The sequence below is a fragment of the Pseudazoarcus sp. NS20 genome, from assembly GCF_059703745.1.
The window spans coordinates 119054-144359 of sequence record NZ_BAAKIY010000003.1 but is presented as its reverse complement, the minus strand read 5'-3'; the positions used below and the strand labels follow the sequence as shown (position 1 = coordinate 144359).

Annotated in this window: 26 protein-coding genes and 1 tRNA gene; 11 read left to right on the top strand and 16 right to left on the bottom strand. The window is 63.6% G+C overall.

The genetic code is table 11. The features are described 5' to 3' along the window. Positions 1–50 precede the first annotated feature (50 nt). The 3 genes from mlaD to AC6H0W_RS09320 are packed head-to-tail and all read right to left on the bottom strand — an operon-like array spanning position 51 to position 2121. Entirely contained in the window at positions 51–515 is a 465-nt protein-coding gene (gene mlaD / locus AC6H0W_RS09330) for an outer membrane lipid asymmetry maintenance protein MlaD (RefSeq protein WP_497576891.1), read from the bottom strand. Continuing rightward, positions 512–1306 (bottom strand): lipid asymmetry maintenance ABC transporter permease subunit MlaE, encoded by a 795-nt coding sequence (mlaE, locus tag AC6H0W_RS09325; RefSeq protein WP_497576890.1) that lies wholly within the window; start codon positions 1304–1306, stop codon positions 512–514. Before mlaE ends, mlaD begins: the two co-directional genes overlap by 4 nt. Beyond that, the gene (locus AC6H0W_RS09320; RefSeq protein ID WP_497576889.1) at positions 1303–2121 is read right to left on the bottom strand and encodes an ABC transporter ATP-binding protein; all 819 of its coding nucleotides are present in this window, start codon (positions 2119–2121) and stop codon (positions 1303–1305) included. The genes mlaE and AC6H0W_RS09320 overlap by 4 nt, the downstream gene beginning before the upstream one ends. A gap of 194 nt (positions 2122–2315) precedes the next feature. On the opposite strand from AC6H0W_RS09320, the gene AC6H0W_RS09315 reads away from it, so the two are divergent. The 6 genes from AC6H0W_RS09315 to AC6H0W_RS09290 all read left to right on the top strand — a co-directional run bounded on the left by AC6H0W_RS09315 (position 2316) and on the right by AC6H0W_RS09290 (position 6538). Beyond that, positions 2316–3281, top strand: a complete 966-nt coding sequence (locus AC6H0W_RS09315; protein WP_497576888.1) for a KpsF/GutQ family sugar-phosphate isomerase — start codon at positions 2316–2318, stop codon at positions 3279–3281. Then, a complete protein-coding gene (locus tag AC6H0W_RS09310; protein WP_497576887.1) occupies positions 3281–3805 on the top strand; it encodes a KdsC family phosphatase in 525 nt (174 codons plus the stop codon). The genes AC6H0W_RS09315 and AC6H0W_RS09310 overlap by 1 nt, the downstream gene beginning before the upstream one ends. A 13-nt stretch (positions 3806–3818) precedes the next feature. Then, positions 3819–4388: an LPS export ABC transporter periplasmic protein LptC gene (gene lptC / locus AC6H0W_RS09305; RefSeq protein ID WP_497576886.1), complete on the top strand. Its 570-nt coding sequence runs from the start codon at positions 3819–3821 to the stop codon at positions 4386–4388. Then, positions 4385–4918 (top strand): lipopolysaccharide transport periplasmic protein LptA, encoded by a 534-nt coding sequence (gene lptA / locus AC6H0W_RS09300; protein WP_497576885.1) that lies wholly within the window; start codon positions 4385–4387, stop codon positions 4916–4918. Before lptC ends, lptA begins: the two co-directional genes overlap by 4 nt. A 15-nt stretch (positions 4919–4933) precedes the next feature. After that, positions 4934–5710, top strand: a complete 777-nt coding sequence (locus AC6H0W_RS09295; protein ID WP_497576884.1) for an enoyl-CoA hydratase — start codon at positions 4934–4936, stop codon at positions 5708–5710. A 258-nt stretch (positions 5711–5968) separates the two neighbouring features. After that, complete coding sequence (locus AC6H0W_RS09290; protein WP_497576883.1) at positions 5969–6538, top strand: phasin family protein; 570 nt, start codon at positions 5969–5971, stop codon at positions 6536–6538. Between the two features lie 68 nt (positions 6539–6606). Here the strand turns inward: AC6H0W_RS09290 and AC6H0W_RS09285 are convergent, their stop codons facing one another. The 9 genes from AC6H0W_RS09285 to miaB form a co-directional block, all read right to left on the bottom strand. After that, positions 6607–7347, bottom strand: coding sequence for a lysophospholipid acyltransferase family protein (locus AC6H0W_RS09285; protein ID WP_497576882.1), 741 nt, complete (start codon positions 7345–7347; stop codon positions 6607–6609). After that, complete coding sequence (gene gmhB / locus AC6H0W_RS09280; protein WP_497576881.1) at positions 7344–7883, bottom strand: D-glycero-beta-D-manno-heptose 1,7-bisphosphate 7-phosphatase; 540 nt, start codon at positions 7881–7883, stop codon at positions 7344–7346. Before gmhB ends, AC6H0W_RS09285 begins: the two co-directional genes overlap by 4 nt. Before the next feature lie 16 nt (positions 7884–7899). Then, the gene (gene glyS, locus AC6H0W_RS09275; protein ID WP_497577335.1) at positions 7900–10002 is read right to left on the bottom strand and encodes a glycine--tRNA ligase subunit beta; all 2103 of its coding nucleotides are present in this window, start codon (positions 10000–10002) and stop codon (positions 7900–7902) included. Continuing rightward, positions 10002–10928, bottom strand: coding sequence for a glycine--tRNA ligase subunit alpha (glyQ, locus tag AC6H0W_RS09270; RefSeq protein ID WP_497576880.1), 927 nt, complete (start codon positions 10926–10928; stop codon positions 10002–10004). The genes glyS and glyQ overlap by 1 nt, the downstream gene beginning before the upstream one ends. A 92-nt stretch (positions 10929–11020) precedes the next feature. Further along, positions 11021–12499, bottom strand: a complete 1479-nt coding sequence (gene lnt / locus AC6H0W_RS09265; protein ID WP_497577334.1) for an apolipoprotein N-acyltransferase — start codon at positions 12497–12499, stop codon at positions 11021–11023. 23 nt (positions 12500–12522) lie between these two features. Beyond that, positions 12523–13374, bottom strand: a complete 852-nt coding sequence (locus AC6H0W_RS09260; protein ID WP_497576879.1) for a CorC family transporter — start codon at positions 13372–13374, stop codon at positions 12523–12525. A 65-nt stretch (positions 13375–13439) separates the two neighbouring features. Then, a complete protein-coding gene (gene ybeY, locus AC6H0W_RS09255; protein ID WP_497576878.1) occupies positions 13440–13916 on the bottom strand; it encodes an rRNA maturation RNase YbeY in 477 nt (158 codons plus the stop codon). 8 nt (positions 13917–13924) lie between these two features. Then, positions 13925–14911: a PhoH family protein gene (locus AC6H0W_RS09250; protein WP_497576877.1), complete on the bottom strand. Its 987-nt coding sequence runs from the start codon at positions 14909–14911 to the stop codon at positions 13925–13927. After that, complete coding sequence (gene miaB, locus AC6H0W_RS09245) at positions 14911–16248, bottom strand: tRNA (N6-isopentenyl adenosine(37)-C2)-methylthiotransferase MiaB (protein ID WP_497576876.1); 1338 nt, start codon at positions 16246–16248, stop codon at positions 14911–14913. Before miaB ends, AC6H0W_RS09250 begins: the two co-directional genes overlap by 1 nt. A gap of 58 nt (positions 16249–16306) precedes the next feature. Here miaB and AC6H0W_RS09240 point away from each other — a divergent pair. Continuing rightward, positions 16307–16383: transfer RNA gene (locus tag AC6H0W_RS09240), tRNA-Met, on the top strand. 74 nt (positions 16384–16457) lie between these two features. On the opposite strand, the gene AC6H0W_RS09235 is transcribed toward AC6H0W_RS09240, so the two are convergent. After that, on the bottom strand, positions 16458–17339 hold the full coding sequence (locus tag AC6H0W_RS09235) for a DMT family transporter (protein ID WP_497576875.1): 882 nt from the start codon (positions 17337–17339) through the stop codon (positions 16458–16460). A 43-nt stretch (positions 17340–17382) separates the two neighbouring features. Between AC6H0W_RS09235 and AC6H0W_RS09230 the strand changes: the two genes are divergently transcribed. Then, positions 17383–17865 (top strand): tellurite resistance TerB family protein, encoded by a 483-nt coding sequence (locus tag AC6H0W_RS09230; protein WP_497576874.1) that lies wholly within the window; start codon positions 17383–17385, stop codon positions 17863–17865. On the opposite strand, the gene AC6H0W_RS09225 is transcribed toward AC6H0W_RS09230, so the two are convergent. From AC6H0W_RS09225 to AC6H0W_RS09215, 3 genes are all read right to left on the bottom strand, one after another. Next, on the bottom strand, positions 17854–19902 hold the full coding sequence (locus AC6H0W_RS09225) for a cation:proton antiporter domain-containing protein (protein WP_497576873.1): 2049 nt from the start codon (positions 19900–19902) through the stop codon (positions 17854–17856). The two genes, AC6H0W_RS09230 and AC6H0W_RS09225, sit on opposite strands and share 12 nt — an antisense overlap. A 76-nt stretch (positions 19903–19978) precedes the next feature. Beyond that, positions 19979–20185, bottom strand: coding sequence for a hypothetical protein (locus AC6H0W_RS09220; protein ID WP_497576872.1), 207 nt, complete (start codon positions 20183–20185; stop codon positions 19979–19981). Next, complete coding sequence (locus tag AC6H0W_RS09215) at positions 20182–21102, bottom strand: LysR family transcriptional regulator (RefSeq protein WP_497576871.1); 921 nt, start codon at positions 21100–21102, stop codon at positions 20182–20184. Before AC6H0W_RS09215 ends, AC6H0W_RS09220 begins: the two co-directional genes overlap by 4 nt. A gap of 127 nt (positions 21103–21229) precedes the next feature. Between AC6H0W_RS09215 and gcl the strand changes: the two genes are divergently transcribed. The 3 genes from gcl (at position 21230) to AC6H0W_RS09200 (ending at position 25293) form a co-directional block, all read left to right on the top strand. Beyond that, positions 21230–23002, top strand: a complete 1773-nt coding sequence (gcl, locus tag AC6H0W_RS09210) for a glyoxylate carboligase (protein ID WP_497576870.1) — start codon at positions 21230–21232, stop codon at positions 23000–23002. A gap of 133 nt (positions 23003–23135) precedes the next feature. Continuing rightward, positions 23136–23915, top strand: coding sequence for a hydroxypyruvate isomerase (gene hyi / locus AC6H0W_RS09205; protein ID WP_497576869.1), 780 nt, complete (start codon positions 23136–23138; stop codon positions 23913–23915). A 118-nt stretch (positions 23916–24033) separates the two neighbouring features. Further along, positions 24034–25293 (top strand): glycerate kinase type-2 family protein, encoded by a 1260-nt coding sequence (locus AC6H0W_RS09200; protein WP_497576868.1) that lies wholly within the window; start codon positions 24034–24036, stop codon positions 25291–25293. The last annotated feature ends 13 nt before the right edge of the window (positions 25294–25306 follow it).

Genomic DNA, 25306 nt, shown 5'->3' with positions numbered 1-25306 from the left:
TTGATCTGACCCCACCCTGTCACACAGCGCGGGGAACACGCCCGGACGACTTACTCGGCGCCCGCTCCTGCGCGATCGAACAGGAACTGCCCGATCAGTTTTTCCAACACGATGGCCGACTGCGTGATCTGCAAGGTGTCGCCATTTTCGAGATTCTCGACATCGCCGCCCGCATCCAGGCCAATGTACTGCTCACCCAGCAGACCGGAGGTCAGAATCGAGCCGATGGTGTCTTTCGGGAAATCGAAATCACGCGAAATGCTCATTTCAACCACGGCACGGTAGCTGTGCGTATCAAAACGGATGGTATTGACGCGCCCTACCGTTACGCCGGCACTTTTAACCGGCGCACGCACCTTGAGGCCACCGATGTTGTCGAACTGGCCGCGTACGGTATACGCCTCGGAGAGGTCGACGCTCGAAACATTACCTACGCGCAGCGCCAGAAAGAACAGCGCGCCAACGCCGATGACGACGAAAATCCCGACCCACAGGTCAAGCGTGGTACGGCTCATGACGCCCCCCGGAACATGAATGAAGTCAATATGAAATCGATGGCGAGAATGGCCAGTGCCGAACTCACCACGGTGCGCGTGATGGCGCGCGAAATACCTTCGGCAGTGGGATGGCAGTCGTAGCCCTCGAACACCGCAATCAATGACACCGCCACGCCGAACACGACGCTCTTGATGACACCGTTCAGGATGTCATAGCGGAAATCGACCGCTGCCTGCATCTGCGACCAGAAGGCCCCGGAATCAACGCCGATCACCACGACGCCGATCAACCACCCTCCCAAAATACCCATCGCGGTGAAAATGGCTGCCAGCAAGGGCATTGTAATCACGCCGCCCCAGAAGCGCGGCGCAACCACGCGCGCGATCGGGTTCACTGCCATCATGTCCATGGCTTTCAACTGCTCGGTGGTTTTCATCAGTCCCACTTCGGCCGTCACTGCAGAGCCTGCCCGGCTGGCAAACAACAGCCCTGCCACCACCGGCCCCAACTCACGCGTGAGCGACAAGGCCACCAGCACACCCAGCGCGTCGCCAGAGCCGAAGCGCTGCAGCGTCTCGTACCCCTGCAGGCCAAGCACCAGGCCTACGAAGAGGCCGGAGACGACGATGATCAGCAGCGACAACACACCGCTGAAGTAGATCTCGCGAATCGTCAAATGCAGCCGACGCAGGGACTGGCCGGAATACAACAGAATCAGGAACAGGAAGCGCGTCGCAAACCCCAGACGCCACACCCCTTCGGTGACCATGTTGCCGATGCGACGCACGGCAGATACCGGACCGCTCATGCGCTGCGCCCTCCCAGCAGAGCTTCGCCGATCGGCGGAGCCGACATGTGGAACGGCACCGGCCCGTCGGCCTCGGCGTGAATGAACTGATGCACGAAGGGGTCCTTGGATGCACGAATCTCGTCGGGTGTACCTTCGGCGACGATGCCGCCGTCCGAAACGAAATAAACGTAGTCCACGATTGACAACGATTCGTGCACGTCATGGGTGACCATGACGGTGCTGGCGCCCAACGCATCATTCAACTTGCGAATCAATTGCCCGATGATGCCCAACGAGATCGGATCCAGACCCGCAAACGGCTCGTCGTACAGCACCAGCATCGGATCGAGTGCAATCGTGCGCGCCAAGGCCACACGGCGCGCCATCCCCCCGGAAAGCTCGGAAGGCTGCAACCGCGCCGCGCCGCGCAAACCGACCGCATTGAGCTTCATCAACACCAGGCTTTCGATGAGCTCCGCAGGCAGATCGGTGTGTTCGCGCATGGGGAAAGCCACGTTCTCGAACACTGACATGTCGGTGAAGAGCGCCCCGAACTGGAACAGCATGCCCATGCGGCGGCGCATGGCGTACATGCGATCTCGTCCGACATTGCCCAGATTCTCGCCATCGACGACGACGGATCCGGCGCTGGCTCGCAGTTGGCCGCCGATCAGGCGAAGCAGCGTGGTCTTGCCACAGCCGCTGCCACCCATGATGGCGACGACCTTGCCGCGCGGCACCGTGAGGTTCACGCCTTTGAGGATCTCGCGATCGCCATAGGCGAAACGGACATCCTGCAACTCGACAAGAGGGGAATCCTGATTAAGGGCCAAAGCTTGAAACCGGGGGGAGTCAGAGGGGTGCAAATCTACCACACAACCCGCCCCGGAACGTCGCATTGGCACAACACGGCAAGGCCCCGAGGCACGCTTGACGAGCCGCTCCGGCCGCTGGCTGCGAGGAAATCGCCAGCAGAACGCTCTGGTATACTCTGCAACCCGCTCCGAAACGCCGGAAACCGAATGACATGAGCAGCGCCCGCGACATTGCAAAACGCGTTTTGCGCATCGAAGCAGACGCCGTAGCGGCCTTGATCGACCGCATCGATCTCGACTTCGAGCGTGCGGTAGCGCTCATTCTGGCCCGCACCGGGCGCGTGGTGGTGACCGGCATCGGAAAGTCCGGGCACGTCGGGCGCAAGATTGCCGCCACGCTGGCCAGCACCGGCACCCCGGCGTACTTCGTTCACGCGGCAGAGGCCGCGCACGGCGATCTCGGCATGATCACCCCCGAAGACGTCGTGATCGCGCTTTCCAACTCCGGCAGCAGCGAAGAAATTCTCACCATCGTGCCGCAGGTAAAGCGCCGCGGTGCAAGCCTGATCGCGATGACGGGACGCCCCGACTCGGTGCTCGCACGCGAAGCCGATGTTCATCTCGACGCGGCCGTTGCGGAAGAAGCCTGCCCGCTGAATCTTGCCCCCACCGCCAGCACTACTGCCGCGCTGGCCTTGGGCGATGCGTTGGCCGTCGCGCTGCTTGAAGCACGAGGCTTCAGCGCTTCGGATTTCGCCAACGCGCACCCCGGCGGCGCACTCGGCCGGCGCCTGCTGACGCATGTGCGCGATGTCATGCGCAGCGCGGAGCATGTCCCCCAGGTGCGGCCTGATGCTCCGGTAGTCGAGGCGCTGCTGGCAATGACTCGCGGCGGACTCGGCATGACCGTCGTCACGCAAGCAAGCGGCTTGATCGAAGGCATTTTCACCGATGGCGACTTACGTCGCGCACTCGAACGCGGCGCTGACATCCGTAACGCCAGCATCGGCGAGGTCATGACGCGCGACCCTCAGCGCATCCGGCCGGAAGCCCTGGCGGTTGAGGCGGCGGAAATGATGGAGCGCCTGCGCATCAGCCAATTGCTGGTCGTGGGCGCCGATGACACCCTCGCCGGGGCCCTGAACACGCACGACCTCATGCAGGCCAAAGTCATTTGATGAAAAACGCACTCGAACGCGCCGCGCAAGTCCGCCTGATGGGCTTCGATGTAGACGGCGTACTGACCGATGGAAGCCTCTACTTCACCCCGAACGGTGATGAGATCAAGGCCTTTTCCAGCCTCGATGGCCACGGCCTGCGCATGTTGATGGAAGCCGACATCGAAGTCGTGATCATCAGCGGACGCAGCTCGCGCGCGCTGGAACTGCGCGCGGCCAATCTGGGCATCCGCGAATTGCACATGGGCGTTTCCGACAAGCGCAGTTTGATGCAGTCAATATTGAACGAGCGCAAACTCCATACCCAACAAGCGGGCTATATGGGGGACGATGTCGTGGACCTTCCGATTTTGCGGCTTTGCGGCTTCTCGGCCACCCCCGTGGATGGCCATGATTTCGTGAAGGAACACGTGGTTTTCACCGGCACCCGCCCGGCCGGCCGAGGCGCCGCTCGAGAAGTCTGTGACCTGCTGCTGCTGGCACAGGGCAAACTCGAAGGCATGCACGCAGCCTATCTGCGCTGAGACTCTTTCCACAATGAACGTCGATCGCCTTTACCCCATCATCGCACTCGCCATGCTGGCTGCCGTCACGATCTGGCTGGAGCGCCTGACGCGCGCGCCCGAGGAAGTGCAGCGCATTGAGCGCACCGACCCCGACTTCATCGGGGAAAGCGTCCGCGTCGTCAGCTTCGATCAAGCCGGAAAGCTCTCCTATGAGCTCGACGCGGAGCGAATCACCCACTTCCCGGCCTCGGACGTCACTGAATTCGCCAAGCCGAATTTCCGTTACCACAGTGCCAACGGCCTCACTACTGCGGTGGCCCAGCACGGCGAAACGACGTCCAAGAGCGAGGTCGTCGAGCTGCGCGGCAAGGTTGTGGTTCGAAGCTCCAGCCGCGGCAGCGACGATGTGACGATCGAGAGTGAAACACTCACTCTGCGACCCGATTCGCAGCAGGCCTCGACCGACTCACCCGTCGTACTCAAACGCGGTAACATCACCGCTCACGGTGATGGCATGCGTGCCGACAACATCGCAGGCACCCTGGATCTTGTCGGTGCAGCACGCGTGCAACTGCCCAGCTCACCCCGGAACCGACCATGATCAAGCCTCTCATTCCGCTGCTTTTCTGTGCCGTACTTTCCAGCCATTCGTTGAACGCCCTCGCCCAAAATGCAGACCGTGAGCAGCCGATCAACATCGAAGCGGACAAGGTCACGGTCGATGAGCGCAGCAGAACCCACACCTTCATCGGCAATGTGGTCCTCACGCAGGGCACCTTGGTACTGCGCGGCAACAGGATGGTGGTGATTCAGGCCGCAGACGGCTTCCAGACCGGGGTGGTCACCGGCACCGCCAAACAGCTTGCGACCTTCCGCCAACGGCGCGAAGCCACCAAGGACTTCATCGACGGCCAGGCCGAGCGCATCGAGTACGACAGCCGCAACGAGACCGCCAAGCTGTTCGGCCGAGCCCGCGTGCAGGCCGGCAACGACGTGCTGACCGGCGATGTGGTCGAGTACGACGCCCGCACCGAGAATTACACGGCGTTTCGAGCGCCCGCCAAGGGTTCCGCTGGCCAGGATGAGTCGCGCATCCGCATGACCATCCAACCGAAAACCGGCAGCAACTGATCTCGTGCGCGGCCGGTGACCTACACCTGCATCCGTACCGAACAACGAGGCTCTTGCGGCCTCGTCACGCTTGACCGCCCCGCTGCACTCAACACCCTCAGCGACACGCTGATGGACGAACTGAGCGACGCACTGGATCGCTTCGAAGCAGACGACGGCATCGTTTCCATTCTCCTGACCGGCTCCGACAAGGCCTTTGCCGCCGGCGCGGACATCTCGGCAATGGTCGGCCTGTCGTGGATGGACACCTATCGCGGTGACTACATCACGCGCAACTGGGAACGCATCCGCAGCTGCCGCAAACCGGTCATCGCTGCGGTGCGTGGCTACGCCTTGGGTGGCGGCTGCGAGTTGGCAATGATGTGCGACATCATCGTGGCGGGCGAGAACGCAACGTTCGGCCAACCCGAGGTGCGTCTGGGCATCCCACCGGGCGCGGGTGGCACGCAGCGCCTGCCGCGAGCCGTCGGCAAAGCCAAGGCCATGGATCTGTGCCTGACCGCTCGCAGCATGGGTGCTCAAGAGGCCGAGCGCGCAGGTCTGGTATCACGCGTGGTGCCGGACGAGTCGGTACTCGACGAAGCCTTGAAGATTGCTGAAACCATGGCCGGCTATTCGCTGCCGGTGCTCATGATGATCAAGGAGTCGATCAATCGGGCGTTCGAGGGTTCCCTCAGCGAAGGCTTGCTGTTCGAGCGGCGCAACTTCCACGCAGCCTTCGCGCTGGATGATCAAAAGGAAGGCATGACGGCTTTTCTGGAAAAGCGCAAAGCGCGCTTCCGGCACCGCTGAGGCCTTCGCCCACACATTTCGCCTCTGCGCAGCACCAAACTCACTCCTCGCGCAATGCTTCGACCGATGGATGCCGAACTCAAAAGATTGTTTTAAATGACTTTAATCTCCGGATCGACACGGCACACCGGATTTTGTGCACTGCAATATTTTTGCTTGACATCGTCGATGACAACTCTATACTAGAGACCATGCTGCAACGCACAAACGACCGTGCCCCGCGGCCCTCGGATTTCATTGATGTCAAGGAGACTCACCATGTTTGCGACTCCCGAACAAATCGCGGCTGCCAACAAAGCCAATCTCGAGGCACTGGTCAGCGTGGCCAACGCCGCGTTTGCCAACGCCGAGAAAATCACCGCGCTGAACCTCAGCCTGGCGCGCGGCCTGGTCGAAGACAGCATTACCAGCACGCGTTCGCTCACCAGCGCCAAAGACCCTCAAGAGCTGTTCGCCATTCAGAGCAGCCTGAGCAAGCCGATGCTGGAGAAAGCGGTTTCCTACAACCGTAGCCTCTACGACATCGCCTCCGGCAACCAGGAGCAGATGACCAAGCTGTTCGAAGCGCAAGTGGCCGAGCTGAACAAGACCTTCTCGGGCTTGATCGACAAAGCCGCCCAGTCTGCACCGGCGGGCTCGGACGTGGCCTTCGCGGCCATGAAGTCGGCTCTCGCCGCGGCCAACAGCGCCTACGACAGCGTCAACAAGGTTGCCAAGCAAGTGACCGAGCTGACCGAAGCCAATGTGAGCGCCGCCACCGACGCCACGGTCAAAGCCGTTGGCGCGGCAAGCAAGGCTCCGGCAGCCGCAAAAAAAGCAGCCGCCTGATCTTCGAAGGCTGCACTCAACAAAAAACCCCGCCAAGGCGGGGTTTTTTGTTTTCGTCCATCCAATTCTCACTCACCAGTCGGCGCATCTGTACGGTAATGATGCGGAAACAGCCTGCGCATCTCGGCCTCGACCCAGGCATGCACCTCGGCGTTGACGTCTTCCGGCGTGCGCCCGGCAGCGTCGATCGCCGGCCCGATGCTCACCACGATCTCGCCAGGACGTTTGATCAAGGCATTCTTGGGCCAGAACTCGCCGGCGTTGTGGGCGACCGGAACCACCTTCGAGCCAACGTGCGTTGCCAACCACGCGCCACCGATCTTGTAGCGAGCCGATTTCCCGATGGGCATGCGTGTTCCCTCGGGGAACACCACCACCCAGAAGCCTTCTCTCAAGCGTGCTCCGCCCTGCTCCACCACTTGTGCCAAGGCATCCTTGCCGGCAGCACGATCAATCGCCACCACAGGCATCTGGGCAAGCCCCCAGCCGAAAAAAGGGATGCGCAGCAGTTCGCGCTTCAGCACAAAACACAGCGGCGGGAAAATGCTCTGGAACGCCAGCGTTTCCCATGCCGACTGATGCTTGGCGAGAATCACGGCAGGCTCGCTCGGCAGGTTTTCACGCCCGATGACGCGATAACGGATGCCCAGAATGTAACGCGCCATCCACACCGCAATGCGCGTCCAGGAGCCAATGATGCGGTACCGCGTCAGCGCGCTGAAGGGAAACGTCAGAAACGAAAACAAGGCGTATGGCGGGATGGTGACCACCAGCCCGAGCGCGAACAGCAAAGAGCGAAGAGCGTTCATTTGTCCGCCGTAAGTTCGGCCACGACAGCGGCCAGATCCGGGAAGATGCGCGTGCCCGCCGGCAGAGCGCCCTCGTCCAGCGTGCGCCCGCCCTTGCCCGTGAGCACCAGATACGGCGTTGCGCCCACGGCCACGGCGGCCTCCAGGTCACGCAGGCTGTCACCCACCACCGGAACAGTGGTGAGATCGAAGTTCAGACGTTCGCCGATGTCGCGGTACATGCCCGGCTTGGGCTTGCGGCAGTCACAGGTCGAATCGGCTGCGTGCGGACAGAAGAAGATGGCGTCGAGCCGGCCACCGACGGCAGAAAGGCTTTTCACCATCTTGTCGTGGATGGCGTTGAGCGTATCCATGCCGAACAGACCACGCCCCACGCCGGACTGGTTCGACGCCACCACCACACGCCAGCCGTACTGGTTGAGGCGCGCGATGGCTTCGAGCGACCCTGGAATCGGCTTCCATTCATCCGGCGACTTGATGAACAGGTCGGAGTCATAGTTGATGACGCCGTCCCGGTCGAGAATGATCAGCTTCATCGGATGGCTCCGGAAATCACTGAACCGACAGGCGCGAAAGATCGGCCACGCGGTTCATGGCCTGATGCAGGGATGCCAGCAAACCCAGGCGATTATTGCGCAGCGCCGGGTCTTCGGCATTCACCATCACCCCGTCGAAGAAGGCATCGACCGGCTCCTTCAGCGCAGCCAGTGCCTGCAATGAAGCAGTGTAGTCGCCTTGCTCGAAGGCGGCATCGGCCTGTGCGCCCACGCTGCCCAGCACGCTGCCAAGACTCTGCTCGGCCGGCTCCTGGAACAACGCGGCGTCGACCCGCGCTTGCACACCCCCTTCGACCTTCTTGAGGATGTTGCCGACACGCTTGTTGGCGGCGGCCAGCGCCGGCGCTTCAGGCAGCGCCGCGAAAGCGCGCACCGCGGCAAGCCGCTGCCCCACATCCGCGAGGCGACGCGGCTGCAGCGCCAGCACGGCCTCCACTTCCTGAGCGCTGTAGCCCTGCTCGCGCAAGGCGCCAGCGAGGCGGTCATAGATGAAGCCGCTCAACGCGGCGGGCGCCTCGGCACTCAAGGCACGCTGCGAGCCGTCATTGGCCAGCACGGCAAAGGCTTCGGCGAGCAGATCCGGCAGATCGAGCGCCAGATCTTTTTCCACCAGCATACGGATCACGCCCAGCGCGTGACGCCGCAGCGCGAACGGGTCCTTGTCGCCAGTCGGCAACTGCCCAATGCCGAACAGGCCCACCAAGGTTTCGAGTTTATCGGCCAGTGCGAGCACCAGACCGATGTCGTTACGCGGCAGTTCGTCGCCGGCAAAACGCGGCTTGTAATGATCTTCGATGGCGTCGGCCACACCGGCGGGCAGGCCTTCCTGCAGCGCGTAGTAGCGCCCCATGGTGCCTTGCAACTCGGGGAATTCGCCGACCATATCGGTGAGCAGATCCGCCTTGGCAAGGCGTGCCGCCTGCTCCACCTGAGCCGTATCGACGCCGAGTTTGCCGGCGATGGCGCGGGCGATGGCCTCGACACGCCGAGCGCGCTCACCCTGCGAGCCAAGCTTGTTGTGATAGACGACCTTCGCCAGCCCCTCTGCGCGCGAGGCAAGCGGCTTCTTGCTGTCCTGCTCGAAGAAGAAGCGCGCGTCGGCCAGACGCGGGCGCACCACACGCTGGTTGCCGGTGACGATCTTCGACGGGTCGCTGACCCGCATGTTGGACACGATCAGGAAGCGGTTGAGCAGCTTGCCCGATGCGTCGAACAACGGGAAATACTTCTGGTTGGCACGCATCGTGAGGATCAGGCATTCCTGCGGCACGGACAGGAACTCCGCCTCGAACTCGCCCACATACACGCTGGGGTGCTCGACCAGTGCGGTGACTTCATCGAGCAGATCGGCGTATTCGCCCAGCGACGCCTTCTCGCGCGCAGCCGCCTCGCTCAACTGACGCTCGATGTCGGCACGGCGCTCGCCAAAATGCGGCACCACCTTGCCTTCGGCCAGCAGCGTGGGCTCCCACGCCTCGGCGCTGGCGATGTCGATGGCGCCACGGCTCATGAAGCGGTGGCCCATGCTGGTGCGGCCCGACTCCAGGCCGAGCACGCTGCCCGGCACCACCCGCTCACCATGCAGCATCACCAGACGGTGCACCGGCCGCACGAACTGCACTTCGTTCGCGCCCCAACGCATGACTTTCGGAATCGGCAACGAACGCAAGGCGGCACTGACGATCTCGGCCAGCACGGCGTCGAGCGATGCTCCGGCCTCGGTACGGGTGTAGAACAGCGCCTCGGCCTTGCCATCCATGCGGCGTTCGAAACCGGCGACGGCCTCTTCGCCGATGCCTCGCGCCGCGAGTTTCTTCAGCAGTGCCTGTGTGGGTTTGCCGTCGGCGTCGAGGGCAACCTGCACCGGCATGATCTTCTCGGTGACTTCCTGTGCGGCGGCCTGAGCCGCGACATCACGCACCAACACGGCCAGACGGCGCGGCGCGGCAAAACCGCGGAAGTCGCCCTCGGCCGCAGCCAGCCCGCGCGAGCGCAGACCTTCGACGATGGCGTTGGCAAAGGCCTCGCCCAGCCGCGGCAGAGCCTTCGGCGGCAGTTCTTCGGTAACCAGTTCGATGAGCAGATGAGCGTTCGACATCATGCTGCCTCCCCACGCAGCGCCTGACTGCGGGCCAGCATCGGGAAACCGAGCGCCTCGCGTGATTCGTAATACGCCTGCGCCACGGCACGCGAGAGGTTGCGGATGCGGCCGATGTAGGCCGCGCGTTCGGTCACCGAAATGGCGCCACGCGCGTCCAGCATGTTGAAGGTGTGGCCGGCCTTGAGCACCATTTCGTAGGCCGGCAGCGCCAGCCCGGTTTCGATCAGGCGCTTGGCTTCGGATTCGTAGTTGCCGAACAGCGAGAACAGGAAATCCACATTCGCGTGCTCGAAGTTGTAGCGCGACTGCTCGACTTCGTTCTGGTGATAGACATCGCCGTAGGTCACCGGCATGCCGTCGGGGTACACGGTCCACACCAGATCATAGACGTTCTCCACGCCCTGAAGGTACATGGCGAGGCGCTCGATGCCGTACGTGATTTCACCCAGCACCGGCTTGCAATCCAGGCCGCCGACCTGCTGGAAGTAGGTGAACTGCGTCACCTCCATGCCGTCGAGCCAGACCTCCCAGCCCAGGCCCCAGGCGCCCAGCGTGGGGTTTTCCCAGTCGTCTTCGACGAAGCGGATGTCGTGCTCCATCGGGTCGATGCCGAGGGCGCGCAGGCTGTCCAGATACAGCTCCTGGATGTTCGGCGGCGACGGCTTGAGCACGACCTGATACTGGTAGTAATGCTGCAGACGGTTGGGGTTTTCGCCGTAGCGGCCATCCTTGGGGCGGCGCGAAGGCTGCACGTAGGCCGCGTTCCAGGGCTCCGGGCCGAGCGCGCGCAGGCAAGTGGCGGGGTGCGAGGTGCCGGCGCCGACTTCAAGGTCGAGGGGCTGCAACAAGGCACAGCCGCGCTCGCCCCAGAACTGGCCGAGCGTCTGGATGATCTGCTGAAAAGTCGGTTTGCTCACTGACATGGTCCGGTGGAGGCCAAACAAAAGCGGGGATTTTACTGGCTTTCGAGCGGCGGGTCGAAGCTTGCAGCGCGGTCGCGACGCAAATCGCGCGTTCAGGCGCGACGGCGCACGACGAAAGCGATCAGCACGCCCAGCCCCGCCAGCACGAACGCCAGCGCATCGCCCCAGCGGGCATAGGGTGTCAGGCCGGTATAGCCCAACACCTCGGCGTGCAACACGCCGCGCTCGAACTGCGGCAGCACACCGGTGACCGAGCCATCGGGCTGGATCACCGCCGTCATGCCGGTGTTGGTGGAGCGCAGCATCGGCCGCCCGGCTTCCAGGGCGCGTACCCGCGCAATCTGCAGGTGCTGCGGCTGCGCCAGCGAGCGGCCGTACCACGCCAGGTTGGACACATTGAGCATCAGCGTTGCTTCGGGCACCGCATGCAGCAATTCGCGCCCGAAAAGATCCTCGTAGCAGATGTTCACCGCCACACGCTGCGCGCCCAATTGCAGCGGCGGCTGAGCGGCCGGGCCCGGCGTCTGGTCCGACATGGGGATGTTCGCCAACGCGTAGAACCAGCCAAAAAACGGAGGCGAATACTCGCCGAACGGCACCAGATGCCGCTTTGCATACGACTGCGACGGCGACGCTCCGAGACTTGCCGTGGCATTGAAGACCTGGCCCGCCTGATCTCGCAGAAAGATGCCGAACAGCAGATCAGCGCCTGCATCGAAAGCCCTTGAAGCCAGGCGTTCCACATACTCCGCGGGCAGATGCTCGGCCAGCATGGGCAGCGTGGACTCCGGCAAGACCACCAGATCGGCGTCCGGCACGTCGGACATGTTCATGTTCAGCTCAAGCCACTCGTCTACGTGGCTCGCTTCCCATTTCAGCTCCTGTGCAATATTGGTCTGCACCAGTGCCACGCGGTAAGGCTCACCCTCGGGATGCGTCCATGACACGCGGCCGAGGCCGACACCCGCCACCAGCACGGCGACGATCACGACGGCACTGACCCGCGCAGCCACCATCGCGCGCCACGGCGTGAACACCAGCAAGGCCGCGACGAAGGCCAGCACACCGCCCACGCCGTACACGCCAAGCACCGGCATCCAGCCCGCCAGAGGGCTCGGCGGCGTCTGCGAATAGCCGATCGACAGCCACGGGAAACCGGTGAACACCCAGCCACGCAGCCCCTCCGCCGCCACCCACAGGGCAGCGAACAAGGCGGCGCGCGTGAGCACGCCGGCGGTGCGCAGACGCACGAACACGGCGCCCGCCAAGGCGGGATACACCGCGAGATAGGCGCTGAAAAGAAAAATGGCCAGCGCGGCCAGCGGCACCGGCATGCCGCCGTAGCGGTTCAAAGCCACGAACAACCATGAGATGCCGGCCAGAAAAGCACCCAGCCCCCAGGCGAAACCCAGCCAGAAGCCGTCGCGCGTGCGCTCGGCCTGCGCCAGCAGATAAGCCAACGCCGCCATGCACAGCACAGCTACCGGAAACACTTCAAAGGGAGCGAAGCCGAAGACCGACAACGCGCCAGCGCACAAAGCCAGCGCGCACGCCACAAGACGCCCCGGCATGCGCCGGGGAGGCACGACCGCCGTCACTCCGCGTCGGACGCGGAGGGCTCCGGCGTCGGGACGGGTTCAACCAGAAGGGTGTACACGCGACGGCTGTCCGCCCGCATGACCTGAATGCGCACGCCCTCGAGCTCGATGACTTCGCCGCGCGTGGGCAGACGGCCAAGATGGCGAATCACCAGACCACCGATGGTATCGACCTCGTCATCCGAAAAGCTTGTCTCGAAAGCATGGTTGAAATCGACGATCTCGGTGGTGGCCTTGACGCGATATCGGCCGCTCTGGTCGAGACGGATGCTGTCGGCCACTTCATCGAAATCGTATTCGTCCTCGATGTCACCGACGATCTGCTCGAGCACATCCTCGATGGTCACCAGCCCGGCCACGCCGCCGTACTCATCCACCACGATGGCCATGTGATTGCGGCTGACGCGGAATTCACGCAGCAGAATGTTGAGGCGCTTGGATTCGGGCACGAAGACGGCCGGCCGCAGCATGCCGCGCAGGTCGAACTCGCGCCCGGCATAGTAATGCAGCAGATCCTTGGCGAGCAGGATGCCGACCACGTCGTCCTTGTTGTCGCCGACGGCAGGGAAACGCGAGTGCGCGGTATCGACGACGAAGCCGGCGATCTTTTCAATCGGGTCGTCGAGATGGATCACGTCCATCTGGGCTCTTGGAATCATCACTTCGCGCACCTGCATGTCGGTCATTTGCAGGGCGCCTTCGATGATGGAAAGCGCGTCCGGATCGATCAGGTTGCGATCGCAAGCGGAGCGCAGTCGCGCGAGAAGGTCATCGCGATCTTCCGGCTCGCGCGAAAGAAGGGCCGAAAGTCGCTCCAGTAAGGAGGGTTTGTCTGAGGAACTGTCCATTTTCCTGTACAGGTGAAAAACGAGGATTTGGGTCCGTCGAACCCAAATCCTCGGCCTTCACCACATCATGCATACGGGTCTGCGATGCCCAGCCCGGCGAGAATCTCGGTTTCAAGTGCTTCCATGACTTCCGCTTCCGCCGGCTCTTCGTGGTCGAAACCCTGTAAATGCAGCATACCATGCACCATCAGGTGGGCGAAGTGAGCTTCAACGGCCTTGCCCTGCTCCGCCGCTTCGCGCACCACCACCGGTACGCACAGCACCAGATCGCCATACAGCGGCATGCCTTCAAGCGGCATCTCGTCGCCATACACAAAGGTCAGCACGTTGGTGGGGTAGTCGCGGCCGCGGTACTCGCGATTGAGCTCGCGCCCTTCGTCCTCGCCGACCAGACGGACGGCCACTTCAATATCACGTTCGCGCAGCGCGGCCCGCGCCCAGCGGCGAAGATCGGGCGCACGCGGGGCATGCGCCCGCTCGGCAAGTTTCAAGGCACGCTGCACGTTGAGGTGGAGTGTGGGGCGGCCGGATTGCACGGACATGTCAACGCTCATTCTGCCGGCGCGTCGCGACGCGCCTTCTCGGCCGCCTCGCGCTCGGCCTGCACCCGGTCGTAGGCCTCGACGATGCGTGCCACCAGCGGGTGACGCACCACGTCTTCACGCCCGAACTGGGTGAAGGCAATGCCGCGCACACCGGCCAGAATGTCGCAGGCTTCGCGCAGCCCGCTCTTCTGCCCACGCGGCAGGTCGACCTGCGTGACGTCGCCGGTAACGACTGCACGCCCGCCTATGCCGATTCGCGTGAGGAACATCTTCATCTGCTCGGGCGTGGTGTTCTGCGCTTCGTCGAGAATGATGAAGGCGTGATTGAGCGTACGGCCGCGCATGAACGCCAGCGGAGCGATCTCGATGCTGCCGCGCTCGAAGAGCTTGGCCACGCGGTCGAAGCCCATCAGGTCATACAGCGCGTCGTATAGCGGCCGCAGGTAGGGATCTACCTTCTGTGCCAGATCACCCGGCAGGAAGCCCAGCCGCTCGCCCGCCTCGACCGCCGGCCGGGTGAGGATGATGCGCTCGACCAACTCGCGCTCAAAGGCATCCACGGCACTGGCCACGGCGAGATAGGTTTTGCCGGTGCCGGCCGGGCCGATACCGAAGGTGATGTCGTGGCCCTGGATGTTGTTGAGGTACTCGACCTGACGCGGCGTGCGCCCCTGCAGCTCGGCCTTGCGCGTCAGCAGCTTGGGCGTGAGCGGAGGCTGCGCTTGCGGCTCGCGGCGCGCCGACACTTCGACCAGCCCCAACTGAATGTCGTCGAGCGACAGGTGCTCGTCCGCCGCATCGTAAAACCTGCGCAAGGCCTGCGCCGCCAACGGCGCCCTGGCGCCGCTCACGTTGAAACGCTCGCCGCGCCGCGAAATGCTCACGTCGAACGCCGATGCGATCTGCCGCAGATTTTCATCCAGCGAGCCACACAGGTTGGCCAACCGAAGATTGTCGACCGGCTCGAACACCACTTCCACGAAATCTGTCATCAAGACTCCCGCACGACGATCTCGCCGCGCAGACTGTGCGGCAAGGCCGCGGTGATCGTCACATCCACGAACTGGCCGATGAGGCGTTCGTTGCCCGGAAAGTTAACCACACGGTTGTTACCGGTACGCCCGGCAAGCTCACCCACGCCTTTCTTGGCCGGCCCTTCCACCAGAATGCGCTGCACGCTGCCGACCATCGCCTCGCTGATGACCTGCGCCTGCTCTTCGATGCGCTTCTGCAGGCGCGCCAGCCACTTCAGCTTGGTGGCCTGAGGCACCGTATCTTCAAGATCGGCCGCGGGCGTGCCGGGGCGTGCGCTGTACACGAAGCTGAACGACGCATCGAAACCGACGTCTTCAATGAGCTTCATGGTCTTATCGAAATCCTCTTCCGTCTCGCCCGGAAAGCCGACGATGAAATCCGACGACAGCGACAGATCCGGACGCACCGCGCGCAGCTTACGGATCAGCGCCTTGTACTCGAGCACCGTGTAGCCGCGCTTCATCGCCGCCAGCACGCGGTCCGAACCGGACTGCACCGGCAAATGCAGATGGCTTACCAGCTTGGGAATTTTTGCGTAAGCATCGACCACGCGCTGGGTCATCTCGCGCGGGTGTGAGGTGGTGTAGCGCATGCGCTCGATGCCCGGAATCTCGGCAACGCATTCGAGCAGGAAGGCGAAATCACCCATCTCGTCGCTGCCCGCCGCCATCGGGCCGCGCCAGGCATTCACGTTCTGCCCCAGCAGCGTCACTTCCTTCACGCCCTGCTGCGCCAGTCCCGCCACCTCGGCGAGGATGTCGTCGAGCGGACGCGATACTTCTTCGCCACGCGTATAGGGCACCACGCAGAACGTGCAGTACTTCGAGCACCCCTCCATGATCGACACGAAGGCGCTCGCGCCCTCCACGCGAGCCGGCGGCAGGTGGTCGAACTTCTCGATCTCGGGGAAGGAAATATCCACCTGCGAGCGCCCGCTGCGGCGGCGCTCGGCAATCAACTGCGGCAGGCGGTGCAACGTCTGCGGGCCAAACACGACGTCCACGTACGGCGCACGCGCAACAATCGCTTCGCCTTCCTGGCTGGCCACGCAGCCACCCACACCGATGATCAGGTCCGGCCGCTCCTGCTTGAGCAAACGTACCCGACCCAGATCGTGAAACACCCGCTCCTGCGCCTTTTCACGCACCGAACAGGTGTTGAACAGGATCACATCCGCGTCTTCGGGAGTATCGGTTTTTACCAGGCCTTCGCCGGCGCCGAGCACATCGGCCATCTTGTCCGAGTCGTACTCGTTCATCTGACAACCGAAGGTGCGAATGTAGAGCTTTTTCATCAGTTGATTGTGCCGCTTGACGCTGAGTTTCGAGAGCGGCTATATTAGCAGGCTTGATGGTGATGTAGCTCAGACGGTTAGAGCGATGGATTCATAACCCATAGGTCGGCAGTTCGATTCTGCCCATCACCACCAGTATTTTCGAAGCCGCAAATCTGCAAGGATTTGCGGCTTTTTCTTTACTCTCGCAACCAAGCGGCACGGCGCCTTCAGCGGCGGCGCAAGGCCAGCAAACTCAACAAACCGAGTGCCGCGGCGATGAGCAGCATGCCAGCGCCTTCGGCCGGGCTGGGGCGTTCGCCGAGTTCGATCCACGCAGCCAGTACGCCGACCACCGGCACCGCCAGCGACGAAAGACCGGCCACCCCCGCCGGCAGGCGGTCAAGAACAAACAACCACAACAGCCACGCCAGGCCTGTGGCGAGCAACGCATTGAAGGCCAGAGCGCCAAAAAAGTAGGCGGAAGGCTCGATCTCGCGCGAGGGCAACACCAGCGCCACCGCGCATACCAGCACAGAACCGAACAGCATCTGCCAGGCCGTGAGTGCGATGAGGTCGAGCTTGCGACTGGCGCGCAGCCGCTTGGCCACGATGGCACTGATCGCCCACAGCAGACTCGCCAGCAAGGCCAGAGCGCTGCTCACGTAACTTGACGCCAGCGACCACGGCTCGAGCACGAAGACCAGTCCGACCGCAGCCAACGCGATGGCTACCCACTGTACTCCGCGCACCCGCTCACCCAGCATCAGCCAGGCCAACGGCAGAAGCCAGAACGGCATGACATACACCAGCACCGACGTCTTGCCCGCCCCGCCATTGACCAACGCAAGCTGGATCAGGGTGCTGAATGCCCCGCACTGCAGCAACCCGAGCAGAATCGTCGGCCCCGGCGCTTCCAGACGGAACGAAGAGCGACGAAAGGCCATCAATGCAAACAGCGACAAGGCGCCGAACAATACTCGCAGCGCGGTAAAGTCCACGGGGTCGACGAAATGCAGCACTTTCTTCATGACGACCCAGTTGTAGCCCCAGATCATCGACAACACGATCAGGGCCGCAACGGCCGGCCACAGGCGACGAGACTCGTTCATTGCACGCTCATTTGATTAATCACTGACCGAATCACGACTCAACATGCTGAAAACCCTGAAGGATTTATTCGACAACGCCCTCAACCCCGGCATGAATCTGCCCAGCACCGCAGGCGAGCACAGCCTGCAATTGGCCACGGCGGTGCTGCTGGTGGAGGTGATGCGGGCCGATCACGAGATCGACGAGGCCGAACGCAAGACGGTGATCACGGCGCTCAGCGAGACCTTCGGCCTGAGCGATGACGAAGTCGCCCAATTGATGGAACTGGCCTACGGCGCGTCGGACGCAGCATACGACTTTCAGCGCTTCACTTCCGAAATCAACCGCCGCTGCGACATCTCGCGCCGCGTGCGCATCATCGAGTACATGTGGCAGGTGGCGCTGGCCGACGGCAAACTTTGCGCGCATGAGCACCATCTGATGCGCAAGATCGCCGACCTGCTCTACCTGTCACACGGCGACTACATCGCCGCCAAGATGCGCGCCCAGCGCGCAGCGGATTCCGGCCCGACCTCAGGGCGCTGAAGGCACGGCATCGGTCTCGCTGCTCAGCAAGGTGCTGTCGTCCTCGGCCGGTGGATACACCACGATGAAGTTGTGAGCCGGGAAGTGTGCCGCCAGGCGAGTACGCAGACTGCCGATAGCCGGGCGCCACGCCACGCCCCCGACACGCACGCCGTACAACACCACCACATCGTCGACCCGCAACTCGGCACCGATCGCACGCATGACACCCGACCAGCGCGGCAGGCTCTGATACTGCACATCGAGCAAGGCGCCAGCGGCGCGCATGCGCCGCCGCACCACCGCCTCGCCGCCCTCTTCCGCGACCACGCACAGACCTGCACCGAGCTGATGCGACAAACGCCTAACCGTGCGCACGGCAGCGGCAAAGCCCGGCTCGTGCTCGGCGCTGGGGGGCACGACGAACAGCACCCGACCGCAACTCGCCAATGGCACCGTCAGGCGGGCCAGCATCAGCGTGTAGGCACGCTCGTCGAGCATGCTCTCCAGCACCGAGCCGAAAAAGAAATCTCGCGTGATGGTGCGGGCACTCCAGCCCATGATGATGTCGGTGCCGCGCAGTTCGCGCCGCGCCCGCAAGATGCCCGAGGCCAGGTTGAGGTCGATTCGCGTCAACGGCCGGGCGCCGACGTCCGCCGCAGAGATGAGGTCGACCGCCGCGGCCAGCTTTGACTCGGCGCGGCGGATACGGCGGCTGACGCTCGATCCGTCCTCGACGACGGTCACGGGAAAGATCGGTTGCTGGGCAGACGGGTCACGCACCAGCAAAGCAAGCTCGATCAAGGGGTCGGCCGGCGTACGGTCGGACAGCGCTACCAGCACGCGTTGCGAAGGCACCTCCAGCGCTTCGGTCTCATTCTCGGCAGCCAGCGCCAGCTCGCGCCCGTGACGATGCACCTGCCACGGGGCAATGATGCACGTCAGCAGAATCATCAGGATCGCGCCATTGACCACCGCATCGTCGAACAAACCGATCTGGTAACCGACCATCGTCGCCGCCAAGGTGCCTGCCGCCTGCGCCACGCTGAGGCCGAACACCACCTTGGCCTGCGCCTCGCCGTACCCCAGCAACGGACGAGTGGCTTGCGCGGCCAGCCACTTGGTGAGCGTCACGGTGCCGACCATGCCGATCGCAATCGCCCATGCGCGCAGATCGGCGGCGAACACGCTGACGTCGAGCAGCATGCCCACCCACAGCAAAAAAAACGGGATGAAGATGGCGTCACCGGTGAAACGGATGCGATTCATCAGCGCGCCGTTCTGCGGAATCAGCCGGTTCAGCGCAAGCCCGGCCAGAAAGGCGCCAACGACAGGCTCGGAGCCGAACAGGTGCGCCAGGCTGGCACAACCGAACACCGCGGCCAGCACGAACACGAACTCGGCCACTCCGTCGTGCCGCACCTTGCGGAAGAACCAGCGGCCGAGCATTGGCAGACCGATCAGAATGGCCGCGAAATACAGCGTCAGCGCGCCGCCAAGGCGCAGCCAGAAGCCCTCATCCACCGTGCCGCGCGTTGCACCGGCGATGACCGCCAGCACCAGCAGCGCCAGGGTATCGGTGACGATCGTGCCGCCTACGGCCGTCGTCACCGCCTGATTGCGGGCCAGCCCCAGACGGCTCGCCACCGGATAGGCAATCAGCGTGTGCGAAGCAAACAGGCTGGCCAGCAAGATGGCCGCCATCCAGTCAAAACCGAGAATGTAGCGCGCCACCAGCAGCCCGACCCCCTGCGGAATGGCAAAGGTCAGCAAGCCAAACACCAGGCTGTGCGCACGGTAGCGCTTGAGCACCGCCAGATCGATTTCCAGCGCCGCGGTAAACATGATGTACAGCAGCCCCACCGTACCGAACAGCACGAAGGACTGATCGCGCGCCAGCACGCCGAAGGCATGCGGCCCCAGCAGCGCGCCGGCCAGCAGCAGCCCGACGGTGCCGGGAAGCCGCCAGCGCGCCATCACCACCGGCGCCAGCAGGATCAGCAGCGCGACGATGGCAAAGACGACAACCGGGTTTTCTACGGGGAGGACGGCGGGCATTCTTCATTCAGTCCGGGGCAGCACAGCCGGCGGAGGATACCCGACAAGCCATTACGTCGTCGTACGCTTCGTACGTTCAGGGCGCTTCGCGCAGCAGGCGCCAGATGATCAAGGCGCTCGCCGTGGCATTCGCGATCACCAGAGCGCTCAGCACCAGGGTTACGCCCGTACCGGGCTCGTAACGCACCAGCACGTTAAGAAACACGGTGGACAAAGCCTGCAAGGCAACCAGCACCCAGAACAGTGGATGGCGCGGGCGCACGATGCGTGAGAGCCGGATCATGGCAGCGCCGCCTCCCCTTCCCAATAACCCGGCGCGTTGTAGATTTCGCGCAGATGCTCAATGAACAGCCTGACCTTGGCAGGCAGATAACGCTGCTGCGGGTAAACGGCCTGAATGTCGTAATTGGGCATGGCGTACTTGTCGAGCACGGTCACCAGCTCGCCGCGCTTGAGCTCGGCCTGGATTTCCCACATCGAACGCCAGCCGACGCCCAGCCCCTGCTTGACCCAGTTGAACAACAGCTCACCGTCGTTGCAGTCAAGATCCCCGGAAACCTTCACCGCCACCAACTTGCCGTCACGCAGGAAGGTCCAACCGCGCTGCTGGCCGCCCTGCAGGTTGAAAGCCAGGCAATTATGGTGCGCGAGGTCTTCCACCGCCTTCGGCTCGCCGTGGCGAGCAAAGTATTCAGGCGTGGCGCAGATCACCCGGCGGTTGGGGAACAAACGCATGGCCACGTAGTTAGGATCGGTCACCTCGCCGATGCGGATCGCCATGTCGTAACCCTCGCGCACCAGATCCACCACACTGTCAGTCAGGTTGAACGAAAGCTTCAGATCAGGGTGCAGCGCGCGGAAGGCCGGCGCGTGGGGCGCAACGTGGCGCCGACCGAAGGCGGCCGGGGCCGATACCACCAGGTGACCACGTACCGTCTTCCGGTCGGCCGTGATGCTGGCCTCGGCCTCGTCGAACTCGCGCAGCAAAGTGCGCGCACGCTCCAGGAACTGTTCGCCCAGGTCAGTCAGCGACAGGCCACGGGTGGAGCGGTGCATGAGTTTCACACCCAGCCGGCGCTCCAGCGCATCCAGCCGGCGCCCCATCACGACCGGCGTCACCCCCTCGACCAGCGCAGCGGCGGCGAAGGTGCCTTTTTCGGCGACCAGAACGAAGCTTCGAAACTCGGTATAGCGGTCCACTCGATACTCCTGATATCGACAGTCTTGAATTATGCGGCAGTTGCGGGGCGCTACCCAAGCCCTTATCCTTGCTGCCATTCGTCAGTATTTTCGCCCGTTTTCCAACATTTCCATCAAGGAGTTCGTCATGGCCCGCATGAGAGCCGTAGATGCCGCTATTGCCGTTATGCGCAAGGAAGGCATCGACACCGCGTTCGGTATTCCCGGCGCAGCAATCAACCCCCTGTATTCCGCCATGCGCAAGGATGGCAGCATCCGCCACATCCTCGGCCGTCACGTCGAAGCCGCTTCGCACATGGCCGAGGGCTACACCCGCGCCAACCCGGGCAACATCGGTGTGTGCATCGGCACCTCCGGCCCCGCCGGCACCGACATGATCACCGGCCTGTACTCGGCTTCCGCCGACTCGCTGCCGATCCTGTGCATCACCGGCCAAGCCCCGCTGGCCCGTCTGTACAAGGAAGACTTCCAGGCCGTGGATATCGAATCCATCGCCAAGCCGGTCACCAAGTGGGCCGTCACCGTGCGTGAAGCCGCTCTGGTGCCGCGCGTGTTCCAGCAGGCTTTCCACATCATGCGTTCGGGCCGTCCGGGTCCGGTGCTGATCGATCTGCCGATCGACGTGCAGATGGCCGAAATCGAATTCGACATCGACACCTACGAGTCGCTGCCGGTCTACAAGCCCGCTTGCTCGCGCGCCCAGGCTGAAAAAGCCATCGCCATGCTCAACGAAGCCGAGCGTCCGCTGATCGTTTCCGGCGGTGGCGTGATCAACGCCGACGCGGCCGACCTGCTGGTCGAGTTCGCCGAGCTGACCGGCGTGCCGGTCGTGCCGACGCTGATGGGCTGGGGCACCATTCCCGACGACCACAAGCTGATGGCCGGCATGGTGGGCCTGCAGACCTCGCACCGCTACGGCAACGCCACGATGCTGGCTTCGGACTTCGTGTTCGGTATCGGCAACCGTTGGGCCAACCGTCACACCGGCTCCATCCCGGTCTTCACCAAGGGCCGCAAGTTCATCCACGTCGACGTCGAGCCGACCCAGATCGGTCGCGTGTTCGGCCCGGATCTGGGCATCCCGTCGTGCGCCAAGGCCGCGCTGCAGCAGTTCATCGCTGTCGCCAAGGAAATGAAGGCCGCCGGCAAGCTGAAAGACCGCTCCGCATGGGCCAAGGAATGCCTGGACCGCAAGCTGGACGTGGCCATGCAGCGCAAGACCCACTTCGACGACGTGCCGATGAAGCCGCAGCGCGTATACGAAGAAATGAACAAGGTCTTCGGCAAAGAAACCTGCTACGTGACCACCATCGGTCTGTCGCAGATCGCTGCCGCTCAGCACCTGCACGTGTACAAGGCACGCAACTGGATCAACTGCGGCCAGGCCGGCCCGCTGGGCTGGACCATCCCGGCCGCCATCGGCGTGGTTGCTGCCGACGCCAGCCGTGAAGTCGTCGCCATCTCCGGCGACTACGACTTCCAGTTCCTGATCGAAGAGCTGGCCGTGGCTGCGCAGTTCAAGCTGCCGTACATCCACGTGCTGGTGAACAACTCCTACCTCGGCCTGATCCGTCAGGCGCAGCGTGGCTTCGAGATGGACTTCTGCGTGCAGCTGTCCTTCGACAACATCAACGCCCCGGAACTGGCTGGCTACGGTGTTGATCACGTTGCCGTGGTTGAAGGTCTGGGCGTCAAGGCCATCCGCGTTCGCGAGCCGAAGGAATTCGGCCCGGCCGTGGAACAGGCCCGCAAGTGGATGGCCGAGTTCCAGGTGCCGGTCGTCATCGAGGTCATCCTCGAGCGCGTCACCAACATCCCGATGGGTCTCGAAATCGACGCAGTCAACGAGTTCGAGCCGGTTGCCGAGAAGGCCGAAGACGCGCCGACCGCCAACGCCTGATAGCACCCTGCGCCCCGCTCCGGCGGGGCGTTTCGCCCGTGCTGGCACGGGCGACGAGAGGATGGACTCCGCGTAACAACGGTGATCCATCCTTTTGACTTTCCTGCAACGAACACGCACACGGAGAACCGCAATGCCGAAATTCGCCGCTAACCTCACCATGCTCTACAACGAAGTCGATTTCATGGATCGCTTCAAGGCCGCTGCCGACGACGGCTTCAAGGGCGTCGAGTACCTCTTCCCCTACGCCTACCCGGCCGCCGACCTGGCCGCCAAGCTGAAGGAATTCGGCCTGACCCAGGTGCTGCACAACCTGCCGGCCGGTGACTGGGCTGCAGGCGAGCGCGGCATCGCCGTCGATCCGAGCCGTGTCGAAGAATTCAAGAAAGGCGTCGACACCGCCATCGAATACGCCAAGGTGCTGGGCACCGAGCGCATCAACTGCCTCGCCGGCAAGATTCCGGCCGGTGTCAGCAAAGAGCAGGCGCACGCCACCTTCGTGTCGAACCTCAAGTACGCTGCCGACAAGCTCAAGGCTGCCGGCATCCCGCTGCTGATCGAGCCGATCAACACTTTCGACATCCCGGGCTTCTTCCTGAACTACACCGCTCAGGCCGCCGCGATCATCGACGAAGTCGGTTCCGACAACCTGTTCATCCAGTACGACATCTACCACGCCCAGCGCATGGAAGGCGAACTGGCCAACACCATCAAGACCAACCTGCCGCGCATCGCGCACATCCAGTTGGCCGACAACCCTGGCCGCAACGAGCCGGGCACGGGCGAGATCAACTACCCGTTCCTGTTCAAGTACATCGACGGCACCGGCTTCGATGGCTGGATCGGTTGCGAGTACAAGCCGGCCGGCAACACCTCGGCTGGCCTCGGCTGGCGCGAAGCGCTGACCAAGTAATACTGCCCTGACGGCATTTCCGCGCACACGTGCCGGGAATGCCGTGCAACAATCCCGACACGCGCCGCGCCCCAGGCCGGCGCGTGTCGCACGTCATACGCAAACAGGAATTCGCAACATGTCCGCTCCCCGTCAGTTGCTGCGCCAGATGTTTGACGCCGCCATCCTCGCCGCCCAGCCGGAACACTGCATTCCGCGCTTCATGCCGGCCCCGCCCAAGGGCCGCACCATCGTCATCGGTGCCGGCAAAGCCTCCGCCGAAATGGCGCGCGCGCTGGAGAAGCACTGGCCCGGAGAACTGTCGGGCGTGGTCGTGACGCGCTACGGCTATGCCGTGCCGTGCGAGAAGATCGAGATTCTCGAAGCCGCCCACCCGGTGCCCGACCAAGCCGGGCTGGATGCCGCCGAACGCATTCTGCAGACGGTTCAGGGGCTGACCGAAGACGACATGGTGATCTGCCTGATCTCGGGCGGTGGCTCTGCCCTGCTGCCGCTGCCGGGCAAAGGCATCACGCTGGAAGACAAGCAGGCGATCAGCCGCGATCTGCTGCGCTCGGGCGCCAACATCGCCGAGATGAACTGCGTGCGCCGTCACCTCTCGCGCATCAAGGGCGGCCGTCTGGCCGCAGCCTGCCACCCCGCGCGTGTCGTGAACCTGCTGATCTCCGATGTGCCGGGCGACAACCCGATGGACATCGCCTCGGGCCCGACCGTCGGCGACCCCACCACGCGTCAGGACGCGCTCGACATCCTGCGCCGCTACGGCATCCAACTGCCCGCCGCTGCGCGCGCCTTCATGGAATCGGATGAAGGCGAGAGCATCAAACCCAACGACCCGCGTCTGGCCGGCCTCGAAACGCACATGATCGCCACGCCGCAAATGGCCCTCGAAGCAGCCGCGGAAGTGGCCAAGGCCGCAGGCGTAACGCCGGTGCTGCTGGGCGACACCATCGAGGGCGAAGCCAAGGATGTCGGCAAGGTGTTCGCCGGCATCACGCACCAGATCGCCACGCGCAATCAGCCCTTTGCGCGCCCCTGCGTGTTGCTGTCGGGCGGTGAAACCACTGTCACCGTCAAGGGCGACGGCCGTGGTGGCCGCAACGTCGAATTCCTGCTGTCGCTTGCCATCGAGCTCAATGGCAAGGAAGGCGTGTGGGCGCTGGCCGGCGACACCGACGGCGTGGACGGGCTTGAAGAGACCGCAGGCGCCATCGCCACCCCGGACACGCTGCAACGCGCCTGGGCCGCCGGCATCCGTCCGCGTGACTCACTGGCGAACAACGACGGCCACGGTTTCTTCGAGGCTCTCGGCGACGCGGTGATCACCGGCCCCACCCTCACCAACGTGAACGACTTCCGCGCCATACTGCTGCCCTGACCCCTCACCAAGG